The following is a 14630-nucleotide window of genomic DNA, read 5'->3' on the forward strand; positions in this document are numbered from 1 at the left end:
CGCTAACGGGCGCTTAACGCCACGACGGTTGCAGCCGGCGTGGCACGCGTGCGGAGGGCGATCCATACCTCACTCTCCTCGGGAATCCACCATGCGTCATTCCATCCTGGCCGCGTCTGTCGCACTTGCCGTCGCGTCCGTGTCGTTCTCCGCCGCCGCCCAGAGCCAGAACCGGGATTCCGAAGTCGCCGCACTGCGTGCGCAGCTGGCCGAAATGCAGGCCAAGATCGACGCACTCGAAGTCCGCACCGATGCGCAGTCCGACATCAACATCGGCACGCAGGAGAGCCTGGACAAGATGGCGACCACGATGCCGGTCGTCGACACCAAGGGCGGCCTGAAGGTCACGTCCGCCGACAAGAAGTTCGAGTTCTCGGCCGGCGGCCGCATCCACTTCGACGCCTACGCGTTCGACCGCGACACCGCGGCGAGCACCGGCACCACCGAATTCCGCCGCGCGCGTCTGACCCTGCAGGGCAAGGCCTACGGCTGGGACTACAAGCTGGAGCAGGACTTCAGTGCGGGCAGCGGCCTTGAGGGCTTCCGCGACGTCTATATCGCCAAGTCGGCGCTGGGCGGCAAGTTCACCATCGGTCACTTCAAGCCCTACCGCTCGATGGAGGAACTCACCAGCTCCAACGAGATCCTGATGATGGAGCGTCCGTTCTCCACCGCGACCGGCCTGTTCAACGGTCGCCAGTTCCAGCAGGGCGTGGGCTACATGCGCGCCGATGGCAACTACACCGCGGGCCTGTCGGTGTTCAACCTGCGCAGCGCCTCGGGCGTCCGCAACGAGGGCGTCGGCGCGGCCGGCCGCGTCACGTTCGCGCCGATCAACACCGAAGAGAGCACGCTGCACTTCGGCGGTTGGGCGAGCCAGGAAAATCTCAACCAGGGCTCGGCCGATTTCACCGCCGCCGCGAACTACGCCGGCCGTCGCGGCCCGTCGCAGACCATCGCCACGACCACCGGCGCGAGCCGCAACCAGGTCACCGCGGTCGGCGTCGAAGCCGCCGGTTCGTTCGGCCCGCTGTTCTTCCAGGCCGAGTATGCGAACGCGACCTACGGCCGTCCGCTCGGCGGCGACCAGGATCTGGCCACGTGGTACGTGCAGGGCAGTTGGCTGCTCAACGGTGGCCACAAGGCCTACAAGCCGGGCAACGGCATCTTCGCCTCGCCCAAGGTCGCCGACCGCGGCCTGTGGGAGCTGACCGCGCGCTACGACACGATCGAGAACAAGGACGTCTCCAACATGGACGTCAGCAGCTGGATCGTCGGCATGAACTACTACGTCAATCCGAACCTGCGCTTCATGTTCAATTACACGAAGGGCGACAACACCTTCACCGGTGACGAGACCGGCCAGTACGCACTGCGGACCCAGTTCTCGTTCTGATCGAAGCGAACCGTTCGTCCGGAAGGCCCGCGGCGATTGCCGCGGGCCTTCTGCGTTCTGGGCGGCCGGTCAACGCGTCTGGGCGCTGTCCGCACCGGCGAGCGCCTGTGCCTGCCGCAACACGCGCAGCAGATTGCCGCTCCACATCGCCTCGATCTGCGTTTCGGTGTATCCGGCCTCGAGCAGCCGCGCGGTGATCTTCGGCAGATCCGATACGTCTTCCAGTCCGACCACACCACCGCCGCCGTCCCAATCCGCACCAAATCCGACATGCTCGGGCCCGGCGACTTCGATGATGTGCAGGATGTGGGCGAAGTAATCGTCGAGCGTGGCCTTCTTCAGACCATGCTTCGCATCCAGTTCGCTGCGCAGGCGGTCGAACTGCGCGTAATTGGCCTCGCTCAGGTTCGCGCGGCCGCCGAAGCGTTCGTACAGCGCGCGCAGATCGCTCTGGTAGGCGCGCGTGGCGCCGGTGTCGATCAGATAGCTGCCCAGCGAGTTCACCAGGATCACGCCGCCGTGTTCGGCAAGCGTGCGGATGCGCGCATCGTCGATGTTGCGCGGATGCTCGAAGACCGCGTCCGCGCCGGTATGGCTGAGGATGATCGGCGCTTTGGACAGCTCGATCAGCTGGTCGAATACCGCGTCGGACGCATGCGAGTGATCGAGCACGATGCCCAGTCGGTTGGCCTCCGCGACGAGTGCGCGGCCTTTGTCGCTGAGCCCGTTCCATTCCGGCGGCGTACTCGCCGAATCGGCGAAATCGTTGTTGGAGGTGTGCACCAGTCCGAGCACGCGTACGCCGAGGCGGTGATACAGCGCCAGCAGTGACGGGTCCGCGCTCAGCGGCGAGGCGTTCTCGATGCTGATGTAGACCACACGCTTGCCGGCATCGCGGATGCGCACGGCGTCGTCGGCGGTGAGCGCGAGTTCGAAGGTGTCGGGATGCGCGGCCAGCAGCTCGCGAATCTCGACCAGCCGCACCAGGCCTGCGTCACGCGCCGCGCGATCGTCTTCGGGGGTCCGTCCGCGCTGGCCGGTGTAGATCACCCACAGGCCGCCGTCGAGACCGCCTTCGATCATCTTCGGCAGATCCACCTGGCTGGCCAGCGGCGGCTGGTCATTGCGCTGCAGGATGTCCCAGCCGTCGCGGCCGAAGAACATCGGCGTGTCGAGGTGGCTGTCGAGGGTGAGGATGCGTTCGTGCAGGGCGCGGGCGTCGGCGGAGACGGTGTCGTCGGCGAATGCGGGGGCGCAGGCGAACGACAGGGCGAGGGCGAGACCGGACAACAGTGGTTTCATGCGGGCGCGTCGGTGAGGGAACTGTCCCGATGGTCGCATCCCGCGGCGTCGCGGTGCATGCGGAGACGGACTGGCGACATGCGCGGAACGCAGCGTCAAGTGCCGTCATGCACCGGTCGCACGCGGCAGGCTGCGGGTAGCATGTGCAGCCGCACGCTGCGGGAGACGGTGCCGACACCGGTCTGCCATGCCTCGCGGGCCCATCGTTCCGATTTTTTCCGGGGAGTTCCGTGAGCAAGCCGCAATCCAACCGTATCCGTCTGCTGCAGGCGGCAATGGCCACCGTCGCCCTCGTGCCGTGTCTGGCCCTCGCGCAGACGGTCGAGCCGGTCGATCTCGATGTCGTCGCGCAGATCCGCCACGAGGCGTTCAACCGTTCGCAGGTCGCGGCCAACCTGAAGGAACTGACCGAGACCATCGGCCCGCGTCTGACCAATTCGCCGGCCTATGTGCGTTCCAGCGAATGGGCACGCGACAAGCTGACCGGCTATGGCCTGACCAATGTGCGCGACGAGGTCTACGACGAGGCCTTCGGCCGCGGCTGGGAGTTTCGCGCATCGCGCGTCGAGCTGCTGACACCGCGTGAGCTGCCGATCCACGCGCTGCCCAAGGCGTGGACGCCCGGCACCGATGGCCCGGTCGAAGGCGAACTGGTGCGCGCGACGTTCAAGACCGTCGAGGACATCGAAAAGCAGCGCGGCAAGCTCGCGGGCAAGATCGTGCTGCTCGACGAAGCGCGCGCCTACAAGCCGGCCGACAAGCCCGACTTCCGTCGCCACACCGAGGAAGACCTCGGCGAACTGCAGACTTTCCCGGTGCCGCAGGACCGCGATCCCGAAGCGCAGAACAAGCGCCTCGATGAGTACCGCAAGCGTCAGGAACTGGTGCGCGCGCTCAACACCTTCTTCGCCGAGGAAGGCGTGCTGGCGACGCTGTCGATCAGCTCCTGGGACAACGGCATCGTCCGCGTGATGGGCGGCGGTGGCCGCAAGGCCGGCGATCCCGAAGGGGTGCCGGACCTCGTCGTCGCGGCCGAGCACTACAACCAGCTGGTGCGCGCGGTCGACAGCAAGCAGGCGCCGCGCCTGCGCGTCGACGTGCAGGCACGTTTCACCAGCGACGCCGATCTGCCCGCGACCAACACCTTCGCCGAACTGCGTGGCAGCTCGAAGGCGAACGAGACGGTGATCATCGGCGCGCATCTCGATTCCTGGCACACCGGCACCGGCGCGGCCGACAACGGCGCGGGCGTGGTCGTGATGATGGAGGCGATGCGCATCCTCAAGGCGATCGACGCGCGCCCGAAGCGCACGATCCGCATCGCGCTGTGGGGCGGCGAAGAGCAGGGCCTGCACGGTTCCGCCGGCTACGTCGCCACGCATCTGGCCGACTGGCCGGCGCCGACTGACCCCGAGCAGATCGCATTGCCGCGCGCCTTCCAGCGCGGCACCGGCCCGCTGCAGCGCCGCGCCGGTTACGACCGCTTCTCGACCTACTTCAACTTCGACAACGGCACCGGTCGCATCCGCGGCATCTACGCGCAGGAGAACCACGCGGCCGTGCCGGTGTTCCGCGCGTGGCTCGAGCCGTTCGCCGATCTCGGCGCGACGGTCGTGACCACCCGCAACACCGGTTCGACCGACCACATCTCGTTCGACCGCGTCGGCCTGCCGGGTTTCCAGTTCGTGCAGGATCCGGCCGACTACTTCAGCCACGTCCACCACACGCATCTCGACACCTACGATCACGTCGTGCCGGACGACCTGAAGCAGGCCGCGGCGATCATCGCCTCGTTCGCGTACCACGCCGCAATGCGCGACGAGCGCCTGCCGCGCAAGCCGTTCACCGACCGCGACGAATGACCGCCCAGGCACGATGGCGCCTGCGCCGTCGTGCCGTCCGGCAGGTGATGCATCGCTGGAGGTCCGCCCCCTTTTCGTGCGGGCAGGTGCGCAGGCGGAGGCCGCGCGGTTGCGGCGACGCCGTCCGGGCAGCCGGTCTCGGCGCTATTCCACCGCGCCCGGCGTCTTGTCCTTGAACCGGCACAGATCCCGCACCACGCACGTCGGACAGTCGGGCTTGCGCGCCTTGCACGTGTAGCGGCCATGCAGGATCAGCCAGTGGTGCGCGCCGAGCAGGAATTCTGCCGGCACCACGCGCATCAGCCGGTCCTCGACCGCGCGCACATCCTTGCCCGGCGCGAGGCCGGTGCGGTTGGACACCCGGAAGATGTGCGTATCGACCGCGATCGCCGGTTCGCCGAACACCGTGTTGAGCACGACGTTCGCGGTCTTGCGGCCGACGCCTGGCAGGGCTTCGAGCGCAGCGCGATCGTTCGGCACCACGCCGCCGTGCTGTTCGACGAGGAGGCGGCAGGCGGCGATGACGTTCTTCGCCTTCGCGTTGAACAGGCCGATCGTCGCGATGTGGCGCTTGAGCGCGTCCTCGCCGAGATCGAGGATCGCCTGCGGTGTGTTCGCGACCGGATACAACCGCCGCGTGGCCTTGTTGACGCCGACATCGGTGGCCTGCGCCGACAGGATCACCGCAATCAGCAGTTCGAACGGGGTGGTGTATTCGAGTTCAGTCGTCGGCTCGGGATCGATCTCGCGCAGGCGGGCGAGAAATTCATGGATCTCCGCGCGCGTCATCGTCGGGCCGCGCCGTCTGGGCGCGGCGGTCAGGGCCGCACTCATGGTGTGCCGCCGCCGGCACGCGCCTTGGCGCGGGCGAGCAGGGCGGCCGCGCCGGCAGGCAATGCGGGGCGGGGTGCCGCGACATCGGCAGCGACCACGGGCGCCGGCACGCGGCGTCCCGCATCACGCTCGGCTGCGCGTTGGGCGAGCCGCAAGCGCCGCGCCTGGTAACGCGCACGCGCCGCCCACGCCTCGCGCAACCGCCGGCGTGTCGCCAGCAGCAGGCTGCGCGCATCGCCGTCGAGCGCATCGGCGCAGGTGTCCGGCCAGGCATCCATCAGGCCGGCTTCGATCGCGGCGTCGACGTCATCACCGCGCAGCAGCGCGACCAGATGGTCGAGGAACTCGGGGGTGGGGGCGCTGGCGGCGGGCTGGCGGTCCGACATGGCGGGCAGGCGACTCAGCGGTTCGCGAAAGCGGGTTTCCGGCGCTCGAGAAACGCGCGGGTGCCCTCGCGCATGTCCTCGGTCGCGAACATCAGGCCGAACTGCGCGGCCTCGTATGCAAGGCCTTCGCCGATCGCGCTTTCGCCACCGAAGTTGACGCAGTCCAGCACCCCACGCAGCGCGAGCGGCGCGGCATTCGCCAGCTGTTGGGCCAGTGCGAGCGTCTGCGTCTGCAGGTCGGACGCCGGCACGACGCGGTTGACGATGCCCAGCGCCAGCGCGCGCGCGGCATCGACCGGCGCACCCGTCAGGCACAGCTCCAGCGTCGCCGCGCGGCCCGCAAGACGCAGCAGGCGCTGGGTGCCGCCGAAGCCCGGAATCAGGCCGAGATTCACTTCCGGCTGACCGACTTTGGCGGTGTCGGCGGCGATCCGCAGATGGCAGCACATCGCCAGCTCCAGTCCTCCGCCCAGCGCGAAGCCGTTGACCATCGCGATCACGGGCTTGGACAGGGTTTCGACCCGGCGCATCATCGCCTGGCCACACAGGGCGAAGTCGCGGCCCTCGACCGGGCGCAGGTCTGCCATCTCGGCGATGTCCGCCCCGGCCACGAAGGCCTTCGGGCCGGCGCCTGTCAGCACCACGACGCGGACGGTGTCGTCGTCGGCGGCCGCGTCGAACGCGTGGTGCAGCGCATCCAGCGTGGCCGAGTTCAACGCGTTCAGCTTGTCCGGACGGTTCACGGTGATGACGCGCACGGCGCCCTGGTCTTCGACGAGCAGCGGGGATTCGGACATGGGCACTCCGGGCGCAAACGCATCGCCCGGGGAACTTGTGGGGGCGGGCGGGGTCTAGTTGGGGGTCGTCAGTGGCGGTTAAGCCCTTCGGCCGTTATCCTAGCGCGTCCACAGGGGGCGGTTCGACCGCCCTTTTGCGTGACAGGCGATATTGAAATCTGACCTAGCGGAGATCCACGGAATGAAGTTGCGTTTTATTGCGGCCGCCGTCGCGGCCATCACGTTCAGCGGCGCGGCGTACGCGCAGCAGGCGGCGGCCCCAGCGGCCAACGCGAACGACAGGACCACGCTGAGCTACGCGTTGGGTTTCGATCTCGGTAACCGCCTGGCGGAAACCGGTGAGTCGGTCGACGTCAACACGATCATCAAGGGGCTGCAGGACGGTCACGGTCGCAAGGACCCGACCTACACCCCCGAGCAGATGGGCACGGCCTACAACGGCTTCCAGCAGCGCATGCAGGAGCGCATCGTCGCCGAGCGTCGCGCGGCACTGACCCAGAACGAGGGCCAGGCCACGACGTTCATCAACGAGTACAAGGCGCGCGAAGGCGTGATCTCGTTGCCGAGCGGCGTGATGTACCGCGTTGTCGAAGCTGGCGCCGGCGCCAAGCCGACCGCTGCGAGCACTGTCGAAGTCGCCTACCAGGCCCTGATCGTGCCGGCCGGCATCGGTCTGAGCCAGGAAGACCAGACGCCGCCGTTCCGCGTCTCGGAAGCGCCGATCGCCGGTCTGCGCGAAGTGCTGCCGCTGATGCCGCTCAATGCGGTCTACGAAGTGGTCTTCCCGCCGGGCAAGTTCGTCACCGGTGAAGGCACGCAGGAAATCGCCCGCCAGCCGGTCGGCGTGATGGTGAAGCTGCTCAGCACCCGCTGATCCGCACTGCGACTTGAGATACCCGACGCCGACGTGCCTGCACGTCGGCGTCGTCGTTTGCGGCACGTCGCGCTTGCATGCAGTCGTGGGCGTCGGCGCGCGGCCCCGCGCACCGGCGCATCGTTAGAATGACCGGATGGACGAACGCCCCCGCGCCATGCCCACACCCTGCACCGGCGTCTGTACGCTCGACGCACACGGCATCTGCCATGGCTGTCTGCGCAGCCTGGCGGAGATCAGCGACTGGTCGCGTATGAGCGACGCCCGGCGCCAGTGGCTGATGGATGTCGAGCTGCCCGCACGCGAGGCAGCCCGCGGATGAATGCTGTCTTCGACGCCGCGTTCGACGCAGGCAGCCTGGCGCGCGCGTTGCATCCGCTGGATGCGCCGCCGCCCGCGCGTGGCTGGAATGTCGACGAGCTCGACGGCCTGCTGGACGGCACGGTCGTGCTGCGCGAAGCGGCGGTGCTGGTCGGACTGGTGCGGCGCGCCGATGGCCTGCAGGCGGTGCTGACGCGGCGCACCGATACGCTGCGCCACCACGCGGGGCAGGTCAGCTTTCCGGGCGGCCGCGAGGAGCCGGGCGATGGCGGGCCGCTTCAGGCGGCGCTGCGCGAGGCCTGCGAGGAGATCGGTCTCACCGCATCGCAGGTACAGCCGCTCGGCTATCTCGATCCGCTGGCGACGATCACAGGCTATCGCGTCACGCCGGTCGTCGCGCTGCTCGATCCCGATTTCGAAGCGGTGCCCGAACCCGGCGAGGTGGCCGAGGTGTTCGAGGCGCCGCTGGCGTTCCTGATGGCGCCGGGCAGCCTGCGCCACGTCGACATCGAGTTCCGCGGTCGCATGCGCCACGTCCTCGAATACGAAACCCTCGCCGCTGCGCCCACGCATCGCATCTGGGGCGCGACGGCGTCGATCCTGCTCAACCTGCGCGATCGTCTGGAGCGCGCATGAGCGCGCGCTGGACCACGCTGGTCGACGCGCCGACGCTGGCGGCATCGCTCGGCGATACGCGCGTGCGCATCGTCGATTGCCGCTTCACCCTGGCGGTGGCCGGCGCGGCGGATGGCGCCGGCGAAGCGGCGTGGCGCGACGCGCATGTTCCGGGCGCGGTCTACGCGCATCTCGAACGTGATCTGTCGGGTCCGAAAGGGCCGGGCCTCGGCCGTCATCCGTGGCCGACGGCCGACGCGTTCGCCGCGACGCTGTCGCGCCTCGGCATCGCGCCGGGCATGCAGGTCGTCGCGTACGACGACAGCGACGGTGCCTTCGCCGCGCGTCTGTGGTGGCTGCTGCGCAGCTTCGGCCATCCGCAGGTGGCGGTACTCGATGGCGGCTGGGCGGCGTGGCAGGCAGGCGATCTGCCGGTCGAAACGACAGAGCCGAACGTCCAACCCGCGCCAGCGCGTGCAGGTGCCTTCGACGAAACGCACCTGTTGCGCGATGCCGACGCCGTGCAGCGTCATCTCGATGCCGGCGGCCTGCTGCTCGACGCCCGCGCGGGTGCACGCTTCCGCGGCGAAGTCGAACCGCTGGACCCACGCGCCGGCCATGTGCCGGGCGCGCGCAACCGGCCGTATGCCGACAATCTCGAAGCGGGGCGGTTCAAGCCTGCCGGTGTGCTCGCGTCCGAGTTCGACGCCCTGATCGGCGGTCATGCGCCTGGCGATGTGGCGGTGATGTGCGGCTCCGGCGTCACCGCCTGCCATCACCTGTTGGCGATGGCGCATGCGGGGCGCGATGGCGCGACGTTGTACGCGCCTTCGTGGAGCGGGTGGGTGGATGCGCCCGAGCGTGCCGTGTCCGTCGGCGCCTGATCGTCAGCGACCCAGTCGCGCCACCAGCGCCCGCAGGCCCGCCTGCGTATCCGGCGCATTCCAGGCATCGACGAAGCGATCCAGTTCGATGTTCTGTTCCGACAGCGCATCCACCAGATCCGCACGTGCGATCGCGCGGGTCTCCAGCATCGGGGCGCGGGGCAGGGCGAGCAGGGATTCGAGCCACAGGCGCGCGCGCAGCGGGACCTCGTCGATGCCCGCCAGTTCGTCGACCAGGCCCAGGCGCAGCGCTTCCCCGGCATCGACCAGCAGACCGCCGACCAGCAGGCGCTCGGCCTGACGCGCGCCGATCGTGCGCCGCATCAGCCGCTGGATGCCGTCCGGTGCGACCAGGCCGACCTGGGTTTCGTTGAGACCGATGCGGTACGCGCCTGAGGCCATCACGCGGTAGTCGCAGCACAGCGCCAGTACGCAGCCGCCGGCGGGCGCATGGCCGGCGATCGCCGCGGCGATCGGCATCGGTGCACCGGCAAGCGCGCGCGCCGCGGCGAAGAACGCGTCCCAGGCCCCGCGCAGCGATGCGGTATCGGGCAGCGACAGCAGATGCGGCACGTCGAGGCCGCCGGAGAACACCTTCGGGCCACCGGCAAGCACGACGCCGCCGACGTCATCCGCGGCTGCTGCCTCGATGGCATCGCGCAAGGCGAGGCACAGCGCCGGATCGAGCGCATTCGCCGGCGGGCGGGCGAGCGTGAGCGTGCGGATCGGGCCGTGGTCCTGGATCTCGATCAAGGCGGTCATCGCGTCGGGTCCATGCGGGAAGACTCCGCATGGTAGCGGCAGTGCGATGACGGGCCGTGGGCCAGGCACTGGAAACGCAGCGCCTGCAGGTAACAGGCGCTGCGTTGAATCAGCCGGCGGCGAGCGCCTTCGCGCGCACCGATTCCGGCAGCGTGACCGGCCGCCCGGTGGCGCGGTCGATCCACACCATCACCACGTGGCCGTCGGCATGCAGCGTGGCGCCGTCGTCGGACACGATGCGGTGGCCGATCGTCACGCTGGAGTTGCCGAGACGATCGGCCAGCAGCTCGACGACGATCTTCGACGGATACGGAATCGGCACCTTGTAGTTCATCTGCACCGCCGCGAGCAGCGGCGCAGTTTCGTCGGTGACCCAAGGCTCGCCCACCGTGTCGAACCAGCGGATGCGCGCCTCTTCGAGGTAGGTCATGAAGTTGGAATTGTTGACGTGGTTGAACGCATCGAGATCGCGCCAGCGCAACTCGATCGGCATCCGGATCAGCACCTTCGACTCACTCATGCCTTGGCTCCCTTCTTCTTCGGCGCCTGCTTCGACGCGGTCTTCTTCGCACGCGGCGGCGTCGCTTCGACCGCTTCGGAATCCGCGTGCTTCGAGCCCGCCTTCATCAGTTCGGCGCGCACCTTCGCATCGGCCTCGGCAGCCTTCGTGGACGCGCCCTTGCGCGGCAGCGGCTTGGGCAGATGCGTCGTGGCCTTGCGCGCAAGCTTGCGTTCCGGCTTCGGCGCCGCTGGTTCCGGCAGCTTCGTCTCGAGCAAGCGCGCGAGGAAGTGGCCGGTATGCGACTGCGGCATCGCCGCGACCTGTTCGGGCGTGCCCTCGGCGATGATCTGGCCGCCGCGATGTCCGCCTTCCGGGCCGAGATCGATGACCCAGTCCGCCGTCTTGATGACGTCGAGATTGTGCTCGATCACGACCACCGTATTGCCGTCGTCACGCAGCTTGTGCAGCACGGCGAGCAGATGTTCGATGTCGTGGAAGTGCAGGCCGGTCGTCGGTTCGTCGAGGATGTAGAGCGTGCGTCCTGTATCGCGGCGCGAGAGTTCCTTCGACAGCTTGACGCGCTGCGCCTCGCCGCCCGACAGCGTGGTCGCGCTCTGGCCCAGCTTGACGTAGGTCAGGCCCACATCGACCAGGGTCTCGAGCTTGCGCGCGATCGGCGGCAGGTTCTCGAACAGGACCAGCGCGTCCTCGACCGTCATCTCCAGCACGTCGTGGATGCTGTGGCCCTTGTAGAGGATCTCCAGCGTTTCGCGGTTGTAGCGCTTGCCGTGACAGACGTCGCAGGGCACGTAGACGTCGGGCAGGAAGTGCATCTCCACTTTCAGCAGGCCATCGCCCTGACAGGCTTCGCAGCGTCCGCCGCGCACGTTGAAGCTGAAGCGTCCGGCTGCGTAACCACGGGCACGCGATTCCGGCACCTGCGCGAACAGCTCGCGCAGCGGCGTGAACAGACCCGTGTAGGTCGCCGGATTCGAGCGCGGCGTGCGGCCGATCGGCGACTGGTCGATGTCCACGACCTTGTCGAACAGGTCCAGCCCTTCGATCTCGCGATACGGCGCTGCCTTGTGCGACGCGCCGTTGATCTCGTTCGCCGCCAGCGAATGCAGGGTGTCGTTGACCAGCGTCGACTTGCCCGAGCCGGATACGCCGGTGATCGCGGTGAACAGGCCCGAATGGATCGTCAGATCGACGTTCTTGAGGTTGTGGCCGGACGCGCCGAGCAGCTTGAGCTGCATCTTCGGATTCGGCTTGTGGCGCCTGGTCGGAATCTCGATGCGCTTGCGGCCGCTGAGGTACTGGCCGGTCAGCGAGCGCGGTGCCTTGAGCACGTCTTCATACGAGCCCTGGGCGACGACTTCGCCGCCGTGCACGCCGGCGCCGGGGCCGATGTCGACGATGTGGTCGGCGAGACGGATCGCATCCTCGTCATGCTCGACGACGATGACCGTATTGCCGAGATCGCGCAGCCGCGTCAGCGTGCCGAGCAGGCGCTCGTTGTCGCGCTGGTGCAGGCCGATCGACGGTTCATCGAGCACGTACATCACGCCGACCAGGCCGGCGCCAATCTGCGACGCCAGGCGAATGCGCTGCGCTTCGCCGCCAGACAGCGTGTCGGCCTTGCGCTCCAGGGTGAGGTAATCGAGACCCACGTCGACGAGGAAGCTCAGGCGTTCGCCGATCTCCTTGACGATCTTGGCCGCGATCTCGCCGCGCCAGCCGGGCAGCTCCATCGTGTTGAAGAACGTCAGTGCCTCATCGATCGGCAGCACGACCAGCGACTGCATCGGCCGGTCGGCGACGAACACGTTGCGCGCCGAACGGTTGAGGCGCGCACCGCCGCAATCGGGACACGGCCGCTCGCTGATGTACTTGCCCAGTTCCTCGCGCACCGCCGAGGACTCGGTCTCGCGGTAGCGACGCTCGAGGTTCGGCACGATGCCTTCGAAGCGGTGCTTGCGCTGCGTGCGCGCGCCCGAATCGGTGATGTAGGTGAAGTTGATCGTCTCGGTGCCGCTGCCGAACAGCACCGCGTCGCGCGAGGCCTGCGGCAGTTCCTGCCACGGCGTGTCGACGTCGAAACCGTAGTGCTTGGCCAGCGACTGCAGCAGCTGGAAGTAGTACGCGTTGCGGCGATCCCAGCCGCGCACCGCGCCCGCGGCCAGCGACAGCTCCGGATGCACGACCACCCGGTCGGGATCGAAGAATTCGCTGACGCCCAGGCCGTCGCAGGTCTGGCAGGCGCCGATCGGCGAGTTGAACGAGAACAGGCGCGGCTCGAGTTCCGGCAGCGCGTAATCGCACACCGGGCAGCTGTACTTGGACGAGAACAGATGCGGTGCGACCGAGGCATCGTCGATCGCCTGCACCGACACCATGCCTTCGCCGAGCTTGAGCGCGGTCTCGAAGGATTCGGCCAGGCGCTGCTTCATGTCGTCACGGACCTTGAAGCGGTCGATCACGGCCTCGATCGTGTGCTTCTGGCGCAGCGCGAGCGTGGGCAGCCCATCGATCTCGTAGAGCACCCCGTCGACGCGTACGCGCACGTAGCCCTGTGCACGCAGCTGCTCGAACACCTGGGCATGTTCGCCCTTGCGCTCGCGCACGACCGGCGCCAGCAGCATCCAGCGCTGCGCGGGATCGAGGGTCAGCACGTGGTCGACCATCTGGCTGACCGTCTGCGCTTCCAGCGGATAGCCGTGATCCGGGCAACGCGGACTGCCGACGCGTGCATAGAGCAGGCGCAGGTAGTCGTAGATCTCGGTGATCGTGCCGACCGTCGAGCGCGGATTGTGCGAGGTCGACTTCTGCTCGATGGAGATCGCCGGCGACAGACCCTCGATGTGGTCGATGTCGGGCTTCTCCATCACGCTCAGGAACTGGCGTGCGTACGACGACAGCGACTCGACGTAGCGGCGCTGGCCTTCGGCATAGATCGTGTCGAACGCGAGCGACGACTTGCCCGAGCCCGACAGACCGGTGATGACGATCAGCTGGTCGCGCGGCAGGTCGAGGTCGATGTTCTTGAGGTTGTGGGTACGTGCACCGCGAATGCGGATGGTATCCATCGCCATCGGCTGGGAATCCGGTTGTGGAACAGGGGGGAGGACGGTCCGGCCCTGCGCGGCGGCACAGCCGGTGCAGCGCAAAGGCCAATCGATCAGACTACCGAGCCCGACAGATGGGGGCAAACTCCGGTTCGACCAGTCTGCGTGCGGGCTGTCGCAGGATCTGCGAATGGCCGCCGTTCATCGCGGAGCGCAGGCGACGGGGCGGGGCGGCACGGGCCGCGGCTGTCCTTCGGGCACGCGCGAGCTATCCGCGCGGCAATCCCGGGTCGACTTGACCGCAAGTCACTGATCCCATTAAAATCCCGCTCCTGTCCGCCCTCGATGGCGGCAGTGAGACCACAATAACTACAGAGGAAGTCTGGTCATGAGTTATGCAGTCCTCGTCACGGGCGGTAAGCAGTACCGCGTGATGGCAGGTGAAACCCTTCGCGTCGAGAAGCTCGAAGGCGACGTTGGTAGCGAGATCAAGTTCGACAACATCCTGCTGCTGGGCGACGGTGATGGCGTGAAGCTGGGCGACGCGCTGAAGGGCGCGACGGTTGCCGCGACGATCAAGTCGCACGGCCGCGCCGACAAGATCCGCATCATCAAGTTCCGTCGCCGCAAGCACTCCATGAAGCAGCAGGGACACCGTCAGTACTACACCGAAATCGAGATCACCGGCATCGCCGGTGGTAGCAAGTAAGGAGCAGCAGGCATGGCACATAAAAAGGGCGTAGGTTCTTCGCGCAACGGCCGCGACTCCAACCCGAAGTATCTCGGCGTCAAGATCTACGGTGGCCAGGCCATCGAAGCCGGCAACATCATCGTGCGTCAGCGCGGCACCCAGTTCCATCCGGGCGCCGGCGTCGGCCTGGGTCGTGACCACACGCTGTTCGCGCTGGTCGACGGCAAGGTCAACTTCGCGACCAAGGGTCCGAAGAACCGCCGCACCGTCAGCGTGCTCGCCGAGGCCTGAGCCTCCCGCGACGCGTGACACCGGAAAGCCCCGCTTCGGCGGGGTTTT

Annotated in this window: 12 protein-coding genes and 2 pseudogenes; 7 read left to right on the top strand and 7 right to left on the bottom strand. The window is 68.0% G+C overall.

Going from position 1 to position 14630, the window contains the following annotated elements; translation table 11 throughout:
• Positions 1-91 precede the first annotated feature (91 nt).
• Entirely contained in the window at positions 92-1396 is a 1305-nt protein-coding gene (locus AC3A4E_RS06610; protein WP_487630720.1) for a porin, read from the top strand.
• Positions 1397-1465: 69 nt separating this feature from the next.
• Here AC3A4E_RS06610 and AC3A4E_RS06615 read toward each other — a convergent pair whose 3' ends face one another.
• Complete coding sequence (locus tag AC3A4E_RS06615) at positions 1466-2698, bottom strand: dipeptidase (protein ID WP_487630721.1); 1233 nt, start codon at positions 2696-2698, stop codon at positions 1466-1468.
• Positions 2699-2973: 275 nt separating this feature from the next.
• Between AC3A4E_RS06615 and AC3A4E_RS06620 the strand changes: the two genes are divergently transcribed.
• Positions 2974-4560: a M28 family metallopeptidase gene (locus AC3A4E_RS06620; RefSeq protein WP_487632036.1), complete on the top strand. Its 1587-nt coding sequence runs from the start codon at positions 2974-2976 to the stop codon at positions 4558-4560.
• Positions 4561-4704: 144 nt separating this feature from the next.
• On the opposite strand, the gene nth is transcribed toward AC3A4E_RS06620, so the two are convergent.
• Genes nth through AC3A4E_RS06635 form a run of 3 tightly spaced genes read right to left on the bottom strand, consistent with a single transcriptional unit; the run spans position 4705 to position 6577 of the window.
• Positions 4705-5394 (bottom strand): endonuclease III, encoded by a 690-nt coding sequence (gene nth / locus AC3A4E_RS06625; protein ID WP_487630722.1) that lies wholly within the window; start codon positions 5392-5394, stop codon positions 4705-4707.
• Positions 5391-5780 (bottom strand): hypothetical protein, encoded by a 390-nt coding sequence (locus AC3A4E_RS06630; protein ID WP_487630723.1) that lies wholly within the window; start codon positions 5778-5780, stop codon positions 5391-5393. The genes nth and AC3A4E_RS06630 overlap by 4 nt, the downstream gene beginning before the upstream one ends.
• 14 nt (positions 5781-5794) lie before the next feature.
• Positions 5795-6577, bottom strand: a complete 783-nt coding sequence (locus tag AC3A4E_RS06635) for an enoyl-CoA hydratase-related protein (protein WP_487630724.1) — start codon at positions 6575-6577, stop codon at positions 5795-5797.
• Positions 6578-6758: 181 nt separating this feature from the next.
• Between AC3A4E_RS06635 and AC3A4E_RS06640 the strand changes: the two genes are divergently transcribed.
• The 3 genes and pseudogenes from AC3A4E_RS06640 to AC3A4E_RS06650 all read left to right on the top strand — a co-directional run bounded on the left by AC3A4E_RS06640 (position 6759) and on the right by AC3A4E_RS06650 (position 9271).
• Positions 6759-7451 (top strand): FKBP-type peptidyl-prolyl cis-trans isomerase N-terminal domain-containing protein, encoded by a 693-nt coding sequence (locus AC3A4E_RS06640; RefSeq protein ID WP_487630725.1) that lies wholly within the window; start codon positions 6759-6761, stop codon positions 7449-7451.
• Between the two features lie 136 nt (positions 7452-7587).
• Positions 7588-8408: pseudogene (locus tag AC3A4E_RS06645) on the top strand (CoA pyrophosphatase).
• Positions 8405-9271, top strand: a complete 867-nt coding sequence (locus AC3A4E_RS06650) for a sulfurtransferase (protein ID WP_487630726.1) — start codon at positions 8405-8407, stop codon at positions 9269-9271. Before AC3A4E_RS06645 ends, AC3A4E_RS06650 begins: the two are co-directional and overlap by 4 nt.
• A gap of 3 nt (positions 9272-9274) precedes the next feature.
• Here the strand turns inward: AC3A4E_RS06650 and AC3A4E_RS06655 are convergent, their stop codons facing one another.
• The 3 genes and pseudogenes from AC3A4E_RS06655 to uvrA form a co-directional block, all read right to left on the bottom strand.
• Positions 9275-10033, bottom strand: coding sequence for an enoyl-CoA hydratase/isomerase family protein (locus tag AC3A4E_RS06655; RefSeq protein ID WP_487630727.1), 759 nt, complete (start codon positions 10031-10033; stop codon positions 9275-9277).
• A gap of 109 nt (positions 10034-10142) precedes the next feature.
• Positions 10143-10553 (bottom strand): acyl-CoA thioesterase, encoded by a 411-nt coding sequence (locus AC3A4E_RS06660; RefSeq protein WP_487630728.1) that lies wholly within the window; start codon positions 10551-10553, stop codon positions 10143-10145.
• 250 nt (positions 10554-10803) lie between these two features.
• A pseudogene (gene uvrA, locus AC3A4E_RS06665) lies at positions 10804-13627 on the bottom strand (excinuclease ABC subunit UvrA); the annotation flags it as partial.
• Positions 13628-13988: 361 nt separating this feature from the next.
• Here uvrA and rplU point away from each other — a divergent pair.
• Entirely contained in the window at positions 13989-14309 is a 321-nt protein-coding gene (gene rplU / locus AC3A4E_RS06670) for a 50S ribosomal protein L21 (RefSeq protein WP_232136109.1), read from the top strand.
• Positions 14310-14321: 12 nt separating this feature from the next.
• Positions 14322-14582 carry a 50S ribosomal protein L27 gene (gene rpmA, locus AC3A4E_RS06675; protein WP_159679374.1) on the top strand — a complete coding sequence of 87 codons (261 nt, stop codon included), beginning with the start codon at positions 14322-14324 and terminating at the stop codon, positions 14580-14582.
• Positions 14583-14630 lie beyond the last annotated feature (48 nt).

Source organism: Luteimonas sp. Soil_N_1, from assembly GCF_057656255.1.